16 protein-coding genes and 2 pseudogenes are annotated in these 19703 nt (G+C 30.4%); 8 read left to right on the forward strand and 10 right to left on the reverse strand.

Translation table 11 applies throughout. The features are described from left to right. Positions 1 to 97: 97 nt before the first annotated feature. From OWK30_RS10815 to OWK30_RS10825, 3 genes and pseudogenes are all read left to right on the forward strand, one after another. Positions 98 to 724 (forward strand): annotated as a pseudogene (locus tag OWK30_RS10815) (cache domain-containing protein); the annotation flags it as partial. 705 nt (positions 725 to 1429) lie between these two features. Further along, positions 1430 to 1900 (forward strand): annotated as a pseudogene (locus OWK30_RS10820) (methyl-accepting chemotaxis protein); the annotation flags it as partial. Positions 1901 to 2035: 135 nt separating this feature from the next. Continuing rightward, the gene (locus OWK30_RS10825; RefSeq protein ID WP_423326418.1) at positions 2036 to 2413 is read left to right on the forward strand and encodes a CZB domain-containing protein; all 378 of its coding nucleotides are present in this window, start codon (positions 2036 to 2038) and stop codon (positions 2411 to 2413) included. 97 nt (positions 2414 to 2510) lie between these two features. Here OWK30_RS10825 and OWK30_RS10830 read toward each other — a convergent pair whose 3' ends face one another. Genes OWK30_RS10830 through mtaB form a run of 3 tightly spaced genes read right to left on the reverse strand, consistent with a single transcriptional unit; the run spans position 2511 to position 6291 of the window. After that, positions 2511 to 3389 carry a phosphoribosylaminoimidazolesuccinocarboxamide synthase gene (locus OWK30_RS10830; protein ID WP_423326393.1) on the reverse strand — a complete coding sequence of 293 codons (879 nt, stop codon included), beginning with the start codon at positions 3387 to 3389 and terminating at the stop codon, positions 2511 to 2513. A gap of 9 nt (positions 3390 to 3398) precedes the next feature. Then, the gene (locus OWK30_RS10835) at positions 3399 to 5051 is read right to left on the reverse strand and encodes an FAD-dependent oxidoreductase (RefSeq protein WP_423326395.1); all 1653 of its coding nucleotides are present in this window, start codon (positions 5049 to 5051) and stop codon (positions 3399 to 3401) included. Further along, positions 5044 to 6291, reverse strand: a complete 1248-nt coding sequence (gene mtaB / locus OWK30_RS10840; RefSeq protein ID WP_423326397.1) for a tRNA (N(6)-L-threonylcarbamoyladenosine(37)-C(2))-methylthiotransferase MtaB — start codon at positions 6289 to 6291, stop codon at positions 5044 to 5046. Before mtaB ends, OWK30_RS10835 begins: the two co-directional genes overlap by 8 nt. Before the next feature lie 128 nt (positions 6292 to 6419). Between mtaB and OWK30_RS10845 the strand changes: the two genes are divergently transcribed. Both OWK30_RS10845 and glnD read left to right on the forward strand, forming a co-directional pair. Further along, a complete protein-coding gene (locus tag OWK30_RS10845; protein ID WP_423326399.1) occupies positions 6420 to 6884 on the forward strand; it encodes a flagellar basal body-associated FliL family protein in 465 nt (154 codons plus the stop codon). Further along, positions 6884 to 9448 carry a [protein-PII] uridylyltransferase gene (gene glnD, locus OWK30_RS10850; RefSeq protein ID WP_423326401.1) on the forward strand — a complete coding sequence of 855 codons (2565 nt, stop codon included), beginning with the start codon at positions 6884 to 6886 and terminating at the stop codon, positions 9446 to 9448. Before OWK30_RS10845 ends, glnD begins: the two co-directional genes overlap by 1 nt. Before the next feature lie 42 nt (positions 9449 to 9490). On the opposite strand, the gene secF is transcribed toward glnD, so the two are convergent. The 7 genes from secF to ndk form a co-directional block, all read right to left on the reverse strand. Further along, a complete protein-coding gene (gene secF, locus OWK30_RS10855) occupies positions 9491 to 10384 on the reverse strand; it encodes a protein translocase subunit SecF (protein ID WP_423326403.1) in 894 nt (297 codons plus the stop codon). Between the two features lie 11 nt (positions 10385 to 10395). Then, complete coding sequence (gene secD, locus OWK30_RS10860; protein WP_423326405.1) at positions 10396 to 11940, reverse strand: protein translocase subunit SecD; 1545 nt, start codon at positions 11938 to 11940, stop codon at positions 10396 to 10398. Positions 11941 to 11959: 19 nt separating this feature from the next. Continuing rightward, positions 11960 to 12280, reverse strand: coding sequence for a preprotein translocase subunit YajC (gene yajC, locus OWK30_RS10865; protein WP_423326406.1), 321 nt, complete (start codon positions 12278 to 12280; stop codon positions 11960 to 11962). After that, a complete protein-coding gene (tgt, locus tag OWK30_RS10870) occupies positions 12273 to 13394 on the reverse strand; it encodes a tRNA guanosine(34) transglycosylase Tgt (protein ID WP_423326420.1) in 1122 nt (373 codons plus the stop codon). The genes yajC and tgt overlap by 8 nt, the downstream gene beginning before the upstream one ends. Positions 13395 to 13448: 54 nt before the next feature. Continuing rightward, entirely contained in the window at positions 13449 to 14474 is a 1026-nt protein-coding gene (queA, locus tag OWK30_RS10875; RefSeq protein ID WP_423326409.1) for a tRNA preQ1(34) S-adenosylmethionine ribosyltransferase-isomerase QueA, read from the reverse strand. After that, a complete protein-coding gene (gene thrC, locus OWK30_RS10880; protein ID WP_423326411.1) occupies positions 14475 to 15863 on the reverse strand; it encodes a threonine synthase in 1389 nt (462 codons plus the stop codon). Between the two features lie 163 nt (positions 15864 to 16026). Next, positions 16027 to 16440 (reverse strand): nucleoside-diphosphate kinase, encoded by a 414-nt coding sequence (gene ndk / locus OWK30_RS10885; RefSeq protein WP_423326422.1) that lies wholly within the window; start codon positions 16438 to 16440, stop codon positions 16027 to 16029. A gap of 379 nt (positions 16441 to 16819) precedes the next feature. Here ndk and OWK30_RS10890 point away from each other — a divergent pair, with 379 nt between their 5' ends. The 3 genes from OWK30_RS10890 to OWK30_RS10900 form a co-directional block, all read left to right on the forward strand. Then, positions 16820 to 17422 (forward strand): hypothetical protein, encoded by a 603-nt coding sequence (locus tag OWK30_RS10890; protein WP_423326413.1) that lies wholly within the window; start codon positions 16820 to 16822, stop codon positions 17420 to 17422. Positions 17423 to 17993: 571 nt separating this feature from the next. Beyond that, positions 17994 to 19424, forward strand: a complete 1431-nt coding sequence (locus OWK30_RS10895; RefSeq protein WP_423326414.1) for a sensor histidine kinase — start codon at positions 17994 to 17996, stop codon at positions 19422 to 19424. Next, positions 19417 to 19703 (forward strand): response regulator (locus tag OWK30_RS10900; RefSeq protein WP_423326416.1); only part of this gene is annotated, 287 nt, incomplete at its 3' end. The genes OWK30_RS10895 and OWK30_RS10900, both read left to right, overlap by 8 nt.

Here is a 19703-nt window from a genome sequence, read left to right on the forward strand (position 1 = left end):
AATCGTTTCAACCATTTCTATCTTAATAATCACCGCAGCAATTTCTTATATCAATTACAAAAATGTAAGGAAATCCATTTTATCCATGGCAGAGGATATGTTTGTTAAAGCTGATGAGGCTATAAACCACAATATCGAAACAAAACTTAAAGATTTATCTCTTACGGTAAAAACGTTAGTAGATAATAAATATTTAAATAAACTGTTTGCTGAGGCAAAAAGAAATGAACTAGCTGCTGAATTAAAAGACTACTTCAGAATATTAAAAAACAAATATGGTATAGCCCAGTTTCAATATCATCTCCCACCTGCCACAAGCTTTCTAAGACTACACAAACCATCAAAATATGGCGATGACTTATCTAGTTTTAGAAAAACCGTTGTTAAATGTAATAAAGATAAAAAACCTGTCACAGGAATAGAAGTTGGTAGAGCTGGTCCCGGTCTTAGAGTTGTATATCCAGTGTTTTATAATGGCAACCATATTGGTAGTGTTGAAATGGGTGCTTCACTTTTAACCTTAATTAACAATGTTGCTGATACATTCAAGCTAGAATTTGCTGTAGGTATTTATGATGATGTATTCAAAAAAGCCCGCAGATTCAACAATAAAGAAAGTGATATAATAATAAATAACTTAGTTTTTTATACTTTTTCAGGAAATAACATTAAAAAATTACTAAAAAATGCTTACAATAAAAAAAGTTATAAAACAGAAAACGGTTTCTTTTATCTACATAAGTTACCACTAAAAGATTTTTCAGGTAACGAAATCGGAGTAGTTTTTTATACACATAATTTTTTGCATGAAATAAAGAGTGCCAATAAATCCCTACTAATTAACATTATAATAGCAATTATTGGCTTTATAATGATCTTAGTCTTAATAATAAGTCTTAATATGGCTTTTAGGCCAATCAAATTCTTCCTAGAAATTGTCAAAGAGCTTGCCTATGGTAAGGGTGATTTGAGTAAAAGAATTCCTTTAAAATATGCTTCTTGTGAGGAGTTGACGTCTGTTGACTTGAAAGAGTGCACAGAGCATTCAAAGGAAAATCCATGCTGGAATGTGTTTGGTGATTTTTCGGATAACAGAAAATGTCCACTATTAACTTCTGGCAAAATAGAAAAATGTGAAAAATGTAAAGTTTTCAATGCATCTATAAAAGACGAAATAGCTGAAATGTCGATTTGGGTCAACACATTTATAAACAATATTGAAAAAGACTTTTTAAAAACATTAATTAACTTATCAAAAACATCTGAGAGTGTGATACCAGTAAGTGAAAAAATTGCTAATATTGAAAGTGCGATTGCAGAAAATGTACAAATGTCTAATCAAGTTGCTACTGCAAGCGAAGAAATGAGTTCCACTATTATGGAAATTGCAAGAAGTGCCAATGAAGCTTCCAATATGGCTGAAAAAACAATGAAAGTGGCTGAAGAAGGCGGAGTAATTATTGACGAATCATTACAGTATTCTGAAAGTGTAAGCCAGGTAATCGAAACATTAAGTAATGAAACAAATGATCTTTTAGAAAATTCTAAACAAATTGGAGAAATACTTTCCGTAATTAATGACATTGCAGATCAAACAAACTTATTAGCGCTCAATGCAGCCATCGAAGCAGCAAGAGCCGGTGAACATGGAAGAGGATTTGCTGTAGTGGCAGATGAGGTAAGAAAACTTGCAGAAAAAACCCAAAAATCCACTAAAGAAATTGAAAATATGATAAAAAATATACAATACAATGTAAAACATGTTAATGAAAAATCAATAGAAGTGAAAAAGTCTGTAGATAAACAGGTAGAAATCACTAGAAATACAAACGAAAATTTCAACACAATTCTCTCTTCTATAAGAGAGTTAGTTAATCTTATTATGAGTATTTCAGCTGCAGTTGAAGAACAATCATCTGCTACAGAAGAAATTACAAGAAGTGTAGAAAATGTTGCAAAAGCATCTGAAACAGTAAAAGAAGATATTTTAGATATGACAGATGTTTTGGATAATATGCTAAAGAATTTATCACAGATGACAGATTCATATTCTAAATTTAAATTTAGCAGTAAAGGGGCATCTTTTATTCGTGCTAAATTAGATCACATCCAGTTTGTAATAAATGTCATCAAATGTGTAGCAAACAGAAATTGTAGTTTTACAATCGTAGACCATAAGTCATGTAATTTTGGAAAGTTTTATTATAATGAAGGGATGAAATTGTTTAAAGATGATCCAGATTACAAGAAAATAGAAAATAATCATATCCAGGTACATGACCTCGGCAGAATTATCATGGACTCTATAAAAAATAAAAACTTTGATGAAGCACATTCTAATTTACAAAAGTTTTTAATAATCGTTAGCGAGCTTATCAATGAGCTAAATACTTTAATAGAAAAATATAGGTAGTAAAAATTACACCATCGATATCGGCCCTCGCAATAATAAAATTGTAATTATCACTGCGAGGGTCATAAATTCAAAATAATCTTTATTTACTTGGCATCTATTTTGTAAGAATTTCCATTATCTCAAGGTATCTTTTAGATGTTTGCTCAATAATACTATCAGGAAGTTCTGGACCTGGAGCTTTTTTATCCCAATCTAGAGTTTCAAGATAATTTCTTACAAATTGCTTATCCATACTCTCCTGAGGTTTTCCCACTTCATAACTTGCTTTAAACCAAAATCTTGAAGAATCTGGTGTTAATAGTTCATCAATCAAAATTATTTCACCATCTTTTTCTCCAAATTCCATCTTTGTATCAGCTATAATAATCCCCTTTTCCTCAGCAATTTTTGAGCAATAATTATATATTTCTATAGTATAATCTCTCAACTTTTTAGCAATCTTATCACCAATTTTTAGAACCATTTCATCAAAAGAAATATTTTCATCATGCTCACCAATCTCGGCCTTTGTTGCAGGCGTAAAAATAGGTGGCTCAATTTTTTGTGATTCTTTCAAACCCTCTGGCAACAATATTCCACAAACTCCCCCCGTTTTTAAATAATCTTTCCAAGCTGAACCAGTAATATACCCTCTGACAACACACTCTACAGGATAAGGTTTTGCTTTCTTTACAAGCATACTTCTACCTTCAAGTATATCTTTATATTTTTTACAAACTTCAGGCATATCCTCTATTTCTGTAGTAATAAGATGATTCTTTACAATATGAGATGTTTTTTCAAACCAAAATTTAGAGAGTTGAGTCAACACATAACCTTTATAAGGAATCCCATTTGGCAAAATTACATCAAATGCAGAAATTCTGTCAGTTGTTACTATTAAAAGATAATTACCCAAATCATATATGTCTCTAACCTTCCCCCTGCCCACTAATTTCAAATCTGGAATATCTGTTTTTAAAACAACTTTCATGACTCCTCCTTATAAAGTTTTAAATCTTTTAACGCTTTCTATTCCACCCAAAATATTGTAAGCCTCGTACCCAAGATTTCTCAAAAATCTTGTAGCAAGATAGCCTCTAAACCCAACTGCACAATAAAGATAAACTGGTCTTTCCCTATCAATCTCATCCAATCTATCTCTTAGCTCGTTAACATAAATATTCTTTGCATTATCAATCCTATAAAGGTTATATTCTAATTTTGTGCGCACATCAATAACTTGTAATGAACTGTCTTTCATCAAATCAAGAAAATGATCCGGCTTTATACCATAACCCTCTCCTCTATCCTGATTTGCAGCCACAAATCCTGCTTTATTAATATTATCTCTGGCTGACCCAAATGGAGGAGCATAGGAAAAGTCAATATTTTCCAAATCATAAATAGTTAATCCACCATACAATGCAGTAGCAATGACATCCACTTTTCTTACTGTATCATAACTGCCACTAGCTTCAACTCCCAACACTTTCTTTGTTTTTTTATCGAATATTGTCTTCATATAAATATATTTGTAACCAGGATAATACTCTGCATGATCAGGGTCTTCTGTATAAACATAATCTGCGTCAAAACCAGCATTCAACGCTTCTTTATAACTCAACCCAGTTTTGGCTACAACCTTATCAAAAAAACCTACAACACTTGTACCTAAAATCCCCGGATTCTCAAGAACACCCCCAGCAGCATTACAACCAGCTACTCTACCCTCTCTGTTTGCAGGACCAGCTAAAGGGAACAAAACCTTTTTACCTGAAATTATATGCACTTTCTCCACTGCATCTCCAGCAGCAAATATATAATCATAATTTGTTTGCATATAACTATTTGTTAATATTCCACCGGTTTCTCCAAGTTCTATCCCTGCATTTTGGGCAATCTCCACATTAGGTTTTACACCTGTTGCAAGAAAAAGCATATCTACATCGATAAATTCATCATCGTCTAAAAACAATCTGTATTTCCCACTACTAAAAACAATCTTTTTTACTTTTCTACCACAAAAAAGTTTTACACCTTCCTTCCTCATTCTCTCTTCTACTTCAAACGCAATTTCAGGGGAATATCCCGGTAGAATATGTGGTGCTATTTCAATAATATTTACTTTTAAACTGCAATGAAGCATAGCCTCTGCCACTTCAACCCCAATATAACCACCACCAATTATTGCCACAGTTTCAGGTTTTTTCTCTTCTAAAAATCTTTTTATTGCATCAACATCTTCCACAGTTCTCATCTGAAAATATGGAATATTTTCAATACCTTCTATATTCGGTACAACAGGTTTTGAACCTGTAGCAATTATCAATTTATCAAAACTTTCTTCAATTACTCCTTCTTCATTTTTCACATAAACAACCTTCTTTTTAGTATTAATTTGTAATACTTCATGATTTACTAATATATCCGCTTTAAATCTTCTCCCTAAAGTTTTGGGAGTATGTAACAATAGATTTTTACGTTTATTTATCTTACCACTAATATAATAAGGCAAACCGCAGTTAGCATAAGAAACATAACCATTCTTCTCAAAAATCTTTATCTCTAAATATTCATTAGTTCTTCTAGCTTTTGCTGCGGCACTTGCCCCAGCAGCAACACCACCTATGATAATTAATTTGTCTCTATTCAACTTTAACCCCCACTAAACCTTTATCATTTACATTTTTTATTAAAACGTTACACAGTTCATTTTTTATCACTTTTCCATCCTCGATTGTAACATAGTGATAATTACTCGTATATCCACCACCATTCGATTCTATCAAAACATTAACTATCTTTCCAACCATATTTAGCTCAGCTTCTCGTTTTAAAATCTTTCCCACCTCTCTCAACCTTTTAGCTCTTTGCTCTTTTACCTTTTTTGGGATATGATTGTCCATATTGTAAGCCTTAGTACCTTTTCTTTTGGAATAAGAAAAAACATGCAGAAAATCAACACCACCTTTAACCAAAGTATCAATCGTACTATTAAAATCTTCATCTGTTTCACCAGGAAAACCTACAATTACATCAGAGCCTATCCTCACATCACTTATATTCTCTTTTATTTTTTTACAAACTTTAATAAAATCTTCTTTAGAATAATTTCTATTCATTTTATTTAGTATCTTATCTGAACCACTTTGTAATGATATATGAAAATGATTACATATTTTCCCATCAGAATTTCTCACAATATCTATTAATTCATCATCTACTTCTCCAACATCCAATGAAGAAAGCCTTATTCTTACACCATTATCAATCTCCATGATTATTCTTTTTAGCAAATACTTTAAGTCTATACCAATATCTTGACCATATTTACCAATATGAATACCTACCAAGACGATCTCTTTAAAATTCTGATCAACCAGAAAATTTAGTTCTTTTAAAACATCCTCAACCTGCTTACTATTAGGTTGTCCTCTCAAATATGGTATAATGCAATATGAACAAAACGAATCACACCCATCCTGTATTTTTAAAAAAGCTCTTGTTTTGTCATAATCAGATTTAATAGAATAGTTCTCAAAAGATACACTAAATTCAAAATCAAGATAATAGGCAATTTTATCTAAGATTTGTAGTTTCTCAGTGTTTTCCACAACCAAATCAACATACTGTTTTGATTCATTATCAATAATACTCGCAAAACAACCTGTCACCACAACTTTCTTATCATATATTTTTTTTACTTTTTTTATAAAATCCTTACATTTTTTCTCAGCATTTTGAGTAACTGCACAGCTGTTTATGATAACAATATCAGCATCATCTAATCTATCAACACAAAGCAGCCCTTTCCTTATTGCTTGAAGTCTCAACTGCTCCATTTCTGAAATATTTACTTTACATCCAAATGTGTAAAAATAAACTCTTTGCATAATTTACCTTGAACTTTTTATTTAAAAAACTATCAATATAAGTGTCCCCTGTAGGTTGTCAATATACAATAGTAATTGCGCCTGTAAAGGCGCTTTTTTTTATTTAAAATTTATGTTATATTCAACATATGAAAAAGTTCATATTACTAACATCTTTTATAATTGTAGCAATAACTATCTTATTAATTATAAAAAACTCCTTAGATATTTCTTTAAAACCTATTGTGTCCAATATCAAGTTTAAACGCAAAACAATTTATGAGAAATATAATGTAAAAGAGATTAAGATAGATGATACTTACGGTGTTCTTATTGAAAACATAGTTGCATCAAGTGGTGATTTGACTAATAGACACATAAAAGTTGATCTTTACATCGAAGCTAAAGATAAAGACACCGCAAAGCTATTAACTAAAAATCAAAAACAAACTGTATATACTATTACTGATGTCATGACTAATTTTAAAACATCAGATTTATCCACTCCAAACGGAAAAAAGTTTTTTAAAGAACAAATAAAAAGGGCATTAGAATTAAAATTTGGAAAAGAAAAAATAAAAAACATTTATTTATACAATATGGTCTTTAACTGATGAACAGTATTGTTGATATTAAGACGTACTATTGGGAAAAATGGTATGAAATAAAAGAAGAAAAAAAGAAACATCCTACTTCATGGCAACTGCTTTTTAAAATAACAGACCTATCAAAGGATGTAATAAAACGAATTATAAAACAATTAAGTTTTCCTCTTGAAAATATAACTTTCATATCATTGGGTAGTTTTGCAAGAGAACAAATGTCTCCTTATTCCGACATCGATATTTTAATTCTGCACAAAAAACATTTAAATAAAACAGAACAACAATTTGTTTCTGATTTTACAACATTATTGTGGGATACAAACTTAAATCCCGGTATTCATATTAAGTCCCTTTCAGATATCAAAAAACATAAAAAGCTTGATACTACAGAAAAAACCGCATTGATAGATTTTAACTATCTTTATGGTAATGAAGAACTCTTCAATAGATACAAAGAAATCGTAAAATCTTATATCATAGAAAAAGGGAAGTTAAACTTCATAATGGAGCATATTAACACTGCAAGACAACGCTCCCAGAAATTCCGAGACTCTATCTACAAATTAGAACCCAATATAAAAGAAGGTCAAGGTGGCATAAGAGATTATAATTTTATATGCTGGATCAACAAAATACTATATAATAGTAACAATCTAAACAATTTAATTAGAAAAGGGATAATAACAATGGAAGATTTCGATGACCTCATGAGAGGTATCGAATTTGTTTTTAAAGTAAGGAATGAATTACACTATTTCTTTAATAGAAAATATGATGTTTTAACTTTGGAAGCACAAAAAGAAATTGCAAATGAACTTGGATACATTTCTACTTCACTGTCACTTAATGTAGAACATTTTTTACGCGATTACTATATAAATGCAAGAAATATTCATCGCATTGCAAAAAAAGTTATAGCAAAAGCCCTTAACGAAATAATATTTGTGAAAACCCATAAAAAAGTCAGTGTCAGAAAATTAGGTTATAATCTTATACAATACAACAATCTCTTATCTACTGATGACAAAGATATTTTCATTAAATATCCAGAATTGATGATAAATGTTTTTTACATCTCTGCTCTAAAAAATCTAAAATTTTCTGATAAACTTGCAGAACTAATCAAAGAAAACCTCTACTTAATAGATGAAAGTTATCAAAAAAAATATGGAACTCTTTTTCTTAAAAGGATATCTACCTTTCCATACTCTTCCAAAATTATAAAAAATATGCTTCACACAGGCGTCTTACAAAAATTCATCCCTGAATTCAACGATATTGTATGTAGAGTTCAGTACGATTTATATCATCATTATACAGTAGATGAACATACTATACTAGCATTAAAATTTATCGATGACCTTATAATCTCAAATCATCCCTTTAAAAACAATTATCTAGAAGCATTTAGAAAACTGAGGAGAAAAGACCTCTTAGCTCTATCAATTCTCCTTCATGATATTGGTAAAGGCCAAGGATACAATCATTCCATTGTCGGGGCAAAAATGTCTCAAACCATATGCCAAAGACTTGGTTTACACCAAGATGATATTGATACCATTTCTAATATGGTAGAGCACCATCTTCTCATGAGCCATATATCACAAAGAAGGGATTTGCATGACATTGAAGTTATAGAATATTTCATTAGTTTTTTAAACAACGAAGACGAGTTACATCTACTCTATCTTTTAACTTATGCAGATATGAATGCTGTTGGAGGAGAACTGTTCAACGAATGGAAAAGTACCCTTTTAACTGAGCTTTATTTAAAATCACTTACTGCAATGGAAAAAGAAAATCTTATTAGTGAATACAACAAAATTGTGGATATAAAACGCAGAAAACTTTACGAAAGAATAACAGATAATATAATGAAATCAATGATAAAAGATTTAGATTCTGAGTATATTTTCACTTACAAAGTAAAACATATAATCAGACATCTTCAGATGATAAAAAAACTCACACCCGATACTAAAGTTATTGTTTCTTATAATACCAGAGAAGATTTAAATTGCATAGAATTTAGCATTTGTACCTATGATTTTTTGGGTTTATTAAAAAAACTTTCTGGTATTTTTGCATATTTTGGACTCAACATACTTGGTGCTCAAATTTTTACTTTCGACAATAATATTGTAATGGATACAATTCAAGTCTCAAGCTCAAAAGAACCACTTAATTTTATTGTTAAAAAATGCAATGAAATTGCAACAACTATAAAAGACGCTATAACAAACAAAATTTATGTAGATGAGTTGATAAAAAAAGCACCTGCCCCTATCTTTAAGAAAAAAATACCAAAATCTATCAATAAAAAGGTCATTTTTGATAATGACATATCTTCTGTTTTCACAGTTATAGATATTTTTACAGAAGATAAAATCGGACTATTGTACGATATTTTAACTGTTTTTGAAAAATTAAAAATCAATGTACAAAAAGCTAAGATTTCAACCGATGTGGATAGAGTTGTTGACTCTTTTTACATTACTGACGAACACAATATGAAAATATATAACATAAATTATTTAAACCAAATTAAACAAGAACTTCTAAAGGTAATATGAGAGAGGAGGAATTCCTCTCTCACCAAACTTTGATAAACTAAACTACCTATCTTTTTTAATCATATAAACCAAACTACTTGCAATACCAATGGATGAATAGGTACCCACAATTATTCCCACTAATAGGGAAAAGGCAAAATTTCTAATAACCTCACTTCCAAAAATATAAAGAGCTAAAACGGCCAAAAAGGTTGTGAATGATGTCAATATAGTTCTACTCAATGTTTCATTTATACTTCTGTTTATAAGTTTTAAGAACATAATTTTTCCAGTTGAAGCTTTAATTCTTTCACGAATTCTATCATAAACAACTATTGTATCATTTAAAGAATAACCCACTATGGTAAGAACTGCAGCTACTATCGGCAAATTAATTTCCTTACCCGTAAAGGAAAAAACACCAAGTGTTATAATCACATCATGAAACAAAGCTAGAACAGCCCCAACTGAAAAAATAAACTCAAACCTGACTGTTACATAAATCAATATACCTATTAAAGCATAAATAACAGCTAAAGTAGCCTTCTTTTTTAGTTCTGATCCAACTTGTGGTCCCACCTGCTCTACTCTATCAATCTGGAATTTATTATCTTTAAAAGACTCAGCAAGTACTTTTTTTACATCATTTGCCACCATATTCAAATCTTTGTTACTTTTTTCTATTCTAATTAATACTTCTCTATCGTCACCAAAATTTTGAATTACAACATCACCAAGATTTAGCTTTTTTATATTTGATCTTAATACCTCTAGCTTTGGAGCTTTTTCAAACTTGACCTGAACTACAGTACCACCTGCAAAATCTATCCCGAAGTTAAACCCTTTAGTAAAGATCAAGATCAAGCTTAAAAGCACTGCCAGACCAGAAATAAGAAAAAACAGTTTAGATTTACCCATAAAATCAATTTTAGTATCTGGCTTTATTATCTCAAACATCACTAATCTCCTTAAATACTTAACTTTCTATTTTCTTTAGATTCATAAATTTGAAGAAAAATAGTTTTACTGACAAAAATAGCTGTAAACATTGAGGCAAGAATACCTATTGATAATGTAACAGCAAAACCTTTGACAGGCCCCGTACCAAACTGGAATAGTACAATGGCTGCGATAAGAGTAGTAATGTTTGCATCAAGTATTGTAGACATAGCTTTTTCAAAACCGGCCTCTATAGCATTCAAAGCAGTCCTACCTAGCCTCAACTCTTCTCTTATTCTTTCAAAGATCAGCACGTTTGCATCTACTGACATACCAATTGTAAGTATTAAACCAGCAATACCAGGCAAAGTAAGTGTTGCTTTAAACATTCCCATAACACCAAGTATTATTAAAAAATTTAAAAACAATGCAACATCAGCAATTATACCAGCAAATCTATAATATACAGCCATGAAAAGCACAACTAAAATAAACCCTATTACAGATGCCATAATACCTTTTTGTATAGAGTCTTTTCCAAGAGACGGTCCAACTGTTCTATTCTCTAATATTTTAACAGGAGCTGGCAAGCTACCCGCTCTTAAAACAATTGCTAAATCTTTAGCCTCTTCCATTGTAAAATTTCCAGAAATCTGAGCTTCTCCACCTGTAATAGCTTCTCTAATAACAGGGGCTGAATAAACATTATTATCAAGAACTATTGCAAGTCTTTTTCCTATATTATTTCTCGTAATCTCCCCAAATAATTTACCACCAGCGGTATCAAATTTGATTAACACATAAGGTTCATTAAATTGCGAAGATATTCTCACCTCTGCATCGACCAAATAATCTCCTGTAAGGACAGCGTCCCTTTTAAGAGCATAAGGAGTATTTTGCACAATTTTACCTGTTCTTTTATCGATAACTTTTTTATAAAGAATAATGTCATCAAATGGAATATTTCCTGATACAATATCAGCTTCTGTTACCGTATCATCAACAAGATAAAATTTTAATTGTGCCGTTTTACCAATAAGCTTTATAGCCCTATCAGGATCACTAATCCCTGGTAATTGAACTAAAATGTTTGTTTTCCCTTGTCTTTGTATTACCGGCTCGGCTACACCAAATTGGTCAACCCTGTTCCTTATAACCTGAGCAGCCTGTTCCACAGCATAATCTTTAATCCTTTCAACCTCTTTTGGGTCCATTGTAAACTCAATTACATTATCTACTTTTCTCAATCCGGATTCTTTCAAAATTGAATAATGTTTATTAATTAATTCTTTTACTTTATCTATAGAATTATCTTTTAGCGCAACGATAATTTTCCCATTCTCTTTTCTTACAAAGTTAAATCCAATCTTCTCCCCACGCAAATCCTTTTTTATTTGAGTAACAAGAGTATCCAACTTAGCATCAACAGCTTTATCAACGTCTACCCCAAGAAGGACATACATCCCTCCCCTTAAATCCAAACCAAGCTTAATTTTTTCATTTAAAGGGAAAAGGGATATCAACGCTCCTACAACTACAATAAATATAATAGCCCATCTCAATTTATACTTCATTGTCTCTTATGCTCCTTTGTTAATTATTTTCCACTCCAGAATTAACTTTAGCAGATACTGCACTTTTAACCAACTTCACTTTGATACCATTTGCAATTTCAACTAAAAAAGTATTTTGATCCAATACCCTATCTATTTTTCCATATATTCCACCCGATGTTATGATTTCATCTCCAGCTTTTAAAGATTCAAGCATCTGCTGATGCTGTTTCTGTCTTTTCTGTTGAGGTCTTATCAGTAAAAAATAAAATATTACAAATATTAATATAAGTGGTAAAAACGCTGCTATCGGATTTTGTGCCTGTTGCCCGCCTGCTGCATAAGCTATTGATTCAAACATTATCTCCTCCTATTTTAAACATCTCTAATTTTTCCTTTTTAAATTCATCAAAACATTCTTTTCTTATAGCATTTCTGATATCTTTTACAAGAGAAATATAAAAATGCAAATTATGAATAGTATTTAATCGCAAAGCTAAAATCTCACCAGTTTTAAATAGATGACGCAGATACCCTCTTGAAAAATTTTTACATGTATAGCAATTACAATTCTCATCTATCGGTTTATCTGATAGCCTCCATTGCTCCCTTTTAATATGAAGCTTCCCATAGCTTGTGAAAAGTAATCCATTCCTTGCATTTCTTGTAGGCATTACACAATCAAACATATCAACCCCTCTTGACACACATTCTAGGATATCTTCAGGGGTACCAACACCCATTAGATATCTTGGTCTATCCTCAGGTAAGAAATCTGTTGTAAAATCAGTTATGTCATACATCAGTCGATTTTCTTCTCCAACACTAAGCCCACCTATGGCATATCCATCAAAACCAATCTCTACAATTTCTACTGCACTTTGCTTTCTTAAATCTTCATACACTCCACCTTGAACAATTCCAAAAAGCGCCTGCCATTCATTTATTTTTGCATCTTTACATCTTTTAGCCCATCTTGCTGTCAATTTAATGGATTTTTTTACATACTCTTTGTCACAGGGATACGGTACACATTCATCAAGCACCATCATAATATCAGAACCAAGTTTTGTTTGAATTTCAATAGATTTTTCAGGTGTTAGAAAAATCTTATGCCCATTAAGATGAGATTTAAAAGTTACACCTTCATCAGTAATATCTTTCAACTCAGCAAGACTAAATACTTGAAAACCACCACTATCAGTTAAAATAGGTTTATCCCAACTAATAAATCTATGTAGCCCTCCAAAATGGTTTACCACATCTTCACCTGGTCTTAAGTGAAGATGATATGTATTACCAAGAATAATCTGCGATCCTAAAGCTTTTAACTCATCAGGTGTTACAGTTTTTACAGAACCAACTGTCCCTACAGGCATAAAAATAGGTGTTTCCACCTTTCCATGTAGTGTTTCAAAAAAACCCAACCTTGCTTTCGTTTTGTAATCTTTTTTTACTAATGTAAATCTAAACATATACCTAGACCTTCCAGTTTTAATAGAAAAATTTTCTTTTGATACGCTACTCATCTACTCAATAAACATTGCATCTCCATAGCTGAAAAATCTATATTCATTTTTCATGGCATGTTTATAAGCATCCATAATAAGATCATAGCCACCAAATGCTGTTACAAGAATAAATAGTGTTGATTTAGGCAAATGAAAGTTTGTAATTAGTTTATCAACAACTTTAAAGTCGTATCCTTCTGTAATAAAAAGATTTGTTGACTGATTATTGGCTATTCTGACAACCCCTTTATCCGAAGCTGATGACTCCAGTGCTCTTACAACAGTAGTCCCCACAGCAATCAATTTTTTCCCTTCGTTTTTGAGCTTATTAATACGTGCAGCTACATCACTACCAATAGTAAAATTTTCACTATGCATTTGATGGTCTTCTATAAATTTAGTTTTTACAGGTCTAAATGTACCAAGCCCTACATTTAAAGTAATCTCAAGGATTTCCACCCCTTTGTCTTTCAATCCTTTCAAAATCTCATTTGTAAAATGTAAACCAGCAGTGGGAGCAGCTACAGAACCATAGTTCTTAGAATAAACAGTATTATATCTTTCTTGATCTATTTTTGTGTCACTCCTTTTTATATAAGGAGGCAAAGGGACATGTCCTTTTTGCTCCATTACTTCAAATGGATTATTATCTAAAAAATCCACAACAACCAAACCCTCTGTATCTCTACTCGTTGCATAGACCTTAAATTCATCTATAAATATTTCATCATCCTTTTTCCATTTTCCTCCAATCATAGCTTTAAACTTCTTGTTATCTAATTGTTCTAGGAGTAAAATTTCAATCTTTCCACCAGATTTTTTCTTTCCAAAAAGCCTTGCTTTCAAAACCTTTGTATTATTTACCACTAGAAAAGAATCACTATTTATTAACGATATAATATCTATAAATTTCATATCTTTATATGTGGCCGCTCTCCTATTAACAACTAATAACTTTGATTCTCCTCTCCTATCTGAAGGGTATTGAGCAATCAAGGACTCATTAAGATTAAAATTATACCTTTCAATACTTGTCTTTCCCATTTAAAGATTCTTTTCAATAAACTTTTTTACAAGACTCACACTAGCTTCAAGCTCATATACCCTTTTTTCTTTATTTTCCAGTTCCTTAAGGCCGTTAGGTACTTCAGGCTTAGCCCCTATTGCCTTAACAACAGAATCAATAAATTTAGCAGGATGAGCTGTGGACATTGCAATAAAAGCTTCATTGTAAAAATTTTTCAACTTTAATACAGCATCTATTCCACATGCAGTATGAGGATCCACAATATATTTATATTTGTCATAAATCTCTTTGATAACTTCTAAGTTTCTTTCATTAGAAGTTGAAGTAGCATCAAAAATTTCTCTAACCTTTTTCATTAACTCGTCACTAAAATTAATTTTTTTCTCATTTTTTAATTGCTTCATACTTTTTACCACCCAGTTCGAATCCCCTTCAAACAGATAAAATAAAAATCTCTCAAAATTACTTGCAATCTGAATATCCATAGAAGGAGAATACGTCTCAACCACATTTCTAATGCTATAATCACCTTTTTTTATAAAGCGATATAAAATATTATTTTCATTTGTGGCAATTATAAGCTTATTAACTGGGAGTCCCATTTTTTTAGCATAAAAGCCTGCTAGAATATTTCCAAAATTTCCTGTTGGTACAACAAAGTTAACTTTAGACATTGAATCAGCCTCATCGGTTTGAAAATATGAATAAAAATAATAAACTATTTGAGCCAATACTCTCGCCCAATTTATTGAATTAATAGAACCTAAATTATACTTTCTCTTAAACTCTACATCTGAAAAAATCTCCTTCACAATATATTGACAATCATCAAATGTCCCTGCAATCGCTATGTTAAAAACATTATCATCCAATACAGTGGTCATCTGCAATTCTTGCATTCTACTAACTCTACCCCTTGGGTGCAAAATAAAAATTTTAATACCTTTTTTACCTCTTACTCCATAAATAGCAGCACTACCTGTATCACCACTTGTGGCACCAATTATATTAAGATAATCATTTCTTTGATCCAGTATGTACTCAAAAAGATTGCCCAGAAATTGTAACGCAATATCCTTAAATGCATAGGTAGGCCCATGAAATAGCTCTGAAAGATAAAAGTTACCAAGTTTTATTACAGGTATAACTTTTTCATCCTCAAATGTTTTGTAACTTTTAAAAACTATTTCTTCAAGTGTAGCTTCATCAATATCTGAAATATATTTTTTCATTATAATTAAAGCTACTTCTTGATAACCTTTATCCTTCAAAGCTTTAATTTCTTTTATACTCATAAAAGGTATTTCTTCTGGGACTAAAAGTCCTCCATCATCGGCAAGTCCCATTAATACTGCATCTTGAAAATTAATTCCTTTTACATTCCCTCTCGTACTCATATATTTCATATCATCACCTCTAAAATCATATCTCAATCAACAATTAAAAAGCCAAACAAAACCATAATATCAACTTCAATAAAGATATTTAATAAAGGGCAAACCCAAACGCTTGCCCTTTTTCATATCTAATCCCCTACTCTCACTATACCCTTAGTTTCACTTATATTTTTTACACAAGTTCAACTTGTGAAAAAAAATAACCAATTTCAAAAGCCGCAGTCTCAGGAGCATCAGATCCATGAACAGCATTATTATCAATATTTTTACCAAATTCTTTTCTAAGAGTCCCGTCCTCAGCATCCGCAGGATTTGTTGCACCCATCAGCTTCCTCCAATCCTTAATAGCATTTTCCTTTTCTAATACCATAACAATAGCAGGTCCAGAGCTCATAAAATCTGTCAAAGCCTCAAAAAAAGGTTTTTCTTTATGAACATAATAAAATCCCTTTGCTACATCTTTACTCATCCATATTTTCTTCATACCAATAATATTAAACCCTTCATCTTCAATCCTTTGAATAATTTTACCACTTACACCCATCTTCACTGCGTCTGGTTTAATAATTGCAAGTGTCCTTTCAATAGCCATTATATCCTCCTTGTTAATTGTTTTTATACTAAAACCAAATATAGATACCAGTTTCACTAAAAAAATCAACTTTTTTAAACCTGGCGTCACCCCATTTTTTATAAAACCTTGTTTGGAGTTGTTTATGAAAAAACATTTTCTGGGTTCAAGATCCCATAAAACCACCATGGATGGTGGTTTTAGAGGAAATTGCCTCGAAGCAAAACCGGATGTTTTTCGAGAATGAAGAAAATGTTTTTTCATAAACAATAACATGTAACTATCTGAAGTATATACATAAATTAGACTAGCAATAAAAAAATGGGGTAACTCCAGTAAAAAATCATTGCTTATTTTCTCTTTTTTATCTAATAAACTTCTTTTTGGAGGAAAGATGGGCATATTGAAAGGTAATTTGAGCTTTTTCAAGTTAAAATACGAGGGAAGTTTCCCAAACCTATTAACTGAAGTAATAGACAGGCTTAGCAATTTCTCCTTCGATAACATCTATGATGAATTAAAATATATAAATTATGGTTTCGTCCCTTTTAATTACCCAGAATTTGAATCTTTTGAGAGTGCTGAGATAACATTTGGAGAATATTTTGTTTTTTCTATTAGAATTGACGAAAAAAAAGTAAATAATAATTTTTTTCTTATAGAATTTGAAAAAGCAAAAAAACAGCTTAAACAAGAATCTGGTAAAAATAAACTTAACAAGTCTGATATAGAGTTTTTAAAATCATCTGTAACAAAAAAGATTTTAAAAGACACTCCTCCTTCAACTAATATTATAGAAATAATTATTGATATCAATCATTCAAGTATATTTGCAAGCAAGCTCAATAGTAAAGTTCTAGATACAATTACTCATCTTTTCAATGCTGCTTTTGATTTAAATGTATACAGAGAAACTTTATTAGAAACAATAAAAGCAAATATCGATGACTTAACCATTCTGGACGATTTGATAAACACATTACCAACAAGTATATAGTAGGAGGTTATTCTGGCACTTTTTATTTCAGGAAAAAAAAGAGACATCTCTTTTTTAGAGTCAGAGTTTTTAACGTATCTCGTAATCAAATATTTTCTAAATAAAAATACTTTTACAATTGATAATATTTCCGCAACTTATGAAATTATTAAAAACATTCATCTTGAAGACGAAAATACTTCTGAAAAAATAACTATAAGCAGTAATAATATCTCACAATGTAGAGAGCTTTTTACTGCCTTTGAAACATCTAAAAAAGTAAAACAAATTACAATAAAAATTCTTACAACAACTTTTCAAATGGAAACCACTTTTAAAACAGATCCATTACGAATTTCTAGTATAAAAGCTCCCAATCCTTTAGGGGAGGATCTTTCAGATAAAATATTAGAAAGAGTCTTGTATCTTAAATTTATATATAACTTTTTTGAAAACGAGCTTATAACTTTTGCAAAAACCAGGACTAAAGATAGTTGGATAACCCTAATTGAATCTTTTAGAAACTTTTTATCATCTTCCAAAAACTATTAATTTTTTAGTACACAATTAAAAAATTATGTTATAATTAAACATGAAGGTTATAACATTAATAGAACAGTTATTTGGAATTAAAGTCAATAAGTTAGATATTCTATTCAATGATGCAAAATTATATTCATTTCATAAAAGTGACGATAAAGGATACAGTTTAGAACATAGTAATACACCATATTTGTTTAAACTCTCATATAATTCTCATAAAGAATTAGATGATTCTCAGAAAGACCTAATCCTAGATTTACTTGAAACATACATCGAATTCCCAAATAATCTCAATTCACCAAACTTGCTAAAATGTATTGATACGTTAGACAGCATTATTCAGAAAGAAAATCTTGAAGTTATCTTAAAAAAGATTCTAAATCAATTATTAACAAATAATTATATAGAATGCGCTGGTATTTACTTTTTAAACGCCAAATTACTACAGCTACGAGGTTTAATATATAACGCAAAAAAAATGAATGAAAACTTTTATCTCTTTAAAAAAGAGATAATTAAAATTAAAGAAAGAAATGAACTAAGTGATATTTTATTTTTCGAACAAATAAAAAGGGTTTCCTTAATTAAAAACATATTTTTCCCTTTTGATAATTACGCTATCGGAATTTATACAAGTAAAGGTCCTGTCGGCTTATTAGTAATTTCTATAAAACCAAGTCAAGAAATTTTTATAGAAAATATTTTAACTCTATATTCAAAGATTATTGCTCTTGCTTTTGAGTTTACTTCAACACTGAAAAAATATCAATTTGCTGTGGAAGACCTAAACTTTTTTAAAGAAAATATGTACAAAAATAGCAATCTCATAAACATGGGAAAACTAACAGCCACCATTGCACACGAACTAAAAAACCCTCTGGTATCAATAGGTGGTTTTACTAACAGACTAATAAAAATTACTACCGATGAACCGTCTCTTAGATACTTAAATATTATTAAAAATGAAGTTGAAAGAATGGAAGTCCTCATTAAGGATTTATTATTTTATTCGAAAAATCTACAATTAATTCGAGAAAAAGTTAGCCTTCTAAATATTGTAGAAGAAGCAATATCGATTCTTTTTGAAAAAATAAATTATAATGATATTGATGTAGATATAAAGATAAAGAAAGATATTTATTTATTAGTTGATAGAAATAAAATTTTACAAGTTCTTTTAAATATTTTTAATAATAGTATAGATGCAATGAAGGGTCTAGATAATAAAATTGAAATAACTTCTAGATTAACGAACAATTATATTATATTAGAAATAATTGATAATGGCGTAGGAATACCTAAAGAAAATCTATCTAAAATATTTACTCCATTTTTTACAACAAAAGATAATGGTAGTGGATTAGGATTACCTATTTGTAAAAAAATTATGGAAGCACATAAGGGAGATATAAAGATTTTTTCTGATAAAAATGGAACAAAAATAGACTTATATTTCATTAGGGAGGTTATAAATGAGTAAAAAAATATTAATAATTGACGATGATCCTTCTATTAGATCATTTTATAAAGAATTTCTAAGAGAAGAAGGATTCGAAGTTAGTGAAGCAGGAAATGCAATAACTGGATTAAAATTGTACAAGGAACTCAAGCCAGACATAATATTGTTAGACATTAACATGCCAGATAAAAGTGGATTGGATATTTTAAAAGAAATAAAAAAGAAAGACGAAAATATCCCAGTATTTTTACTTACAGCTCATGAAGATTACAAAAGAAGCTTTTCATCCCTTTATGCCGA

The organism is Deferribacter abyssi (genome assembly GCF_049472655.1).
Lineage (GTDB): Bacteria > Chrysiogenota > Deferribacteres > Deferribacterales > Deferribacteraceae > Deferribacter > Deferribacter abyssi.

What these genes read in the sequence shown, in the direction of transcription:
- OWK30_RS10895 (WP_423326414.1), top strand. Translation starts at nt 17,994, where the DNA reads ATGAAGGTTATAACATTAATAGAACAGTTATTTGGAATTAAAGTCAAT.
- OWK30_RS10890 (WP_423326413.1), top strand. Translation starts at nt 16,820, where the DNA reads ATGGGCATATTGAAAGGTAATTTGAGCTTTTTCAAGTTAAAATACGAG.
- thrC (WP_423326411.1), bottom strand. Translation starts at nt 15,863, where the DNA reads ATGAAATATATGAGTACGAGAGGGAATGTAAAAGGAATTAATTTTCAA.
- secD (WP_423326405.1), bottom strand. Translation starts at nt 11,940, where the DNA reads ATGAAGTATAAATTGAGATGGGCTATTATATTTATTGTAGTTGTAGGA.
- tgt (WP_423326420.1), bottom strand. Translation starts at nt 13,394, where the DNA reads ATGTTTAGATTTACATTAGTAAAAAAAGATTACAAAACGAAAGCAAGG.
- secF (WP_423326403.1), bottom strand. Translation starts at nt 10,384, where the DNA reads ATGTTTGAGATAATAAAGCCAGATACTAAAATTGATTTTATGGGTAAA.
- OWK30_RS10830 (WP_423326393.1), bottom strand. Translation starts at nt 3,389, where the DNA reads ATGAAAGTTGTTTTAAAAACAGATATTCCAGATTTGAAATTAGTGGGC.
- mtaB (WP_423326397.1), bottom strand. Translation starts at nt 6,291, where the DNA reads ATGCAAAGAGTTTATTTTTACACATTTGGATGTAAAGTAAATATTTCA.
- yajC (WP_423326406.1), bottom strand. Translation starts at nt 12,280, where the DNA reads ATGTTTGAATCAATAGCTTATGCAGCAGGCGGGCAACAGGCACAAAAT.
- OWK30_RS10825 (WP_423326418.1), top strand. Translation starts at nt 2,036, where the DNA reads ATGACAGATTCATATTCTAAATTTAAATTTAGCAGTAAAGGGGCATCT.
- queA (WP_423326409.1), bottom strand. Translation starts at nt 14,474, where the DNA reads ATGGGAAAGACAAGTATTGAAAGGTATAATTTTAATCTTAATGAGTCC.
- glnD (WP_423326401.1), top strand. Translation starts at nt 6,884, where the DNA reads ATGAACAGTATTGTTGATATTAAGACGTACTATTGGGAAAAATGGTAT.
- OWK30_RS10845 (WP_423326399.1), top strand. Translation starts at nt 6,420, where the DNA reads ATGAAAAAGTTCATATTACTAACATCTTTTATAATTGTAGCAATAACT.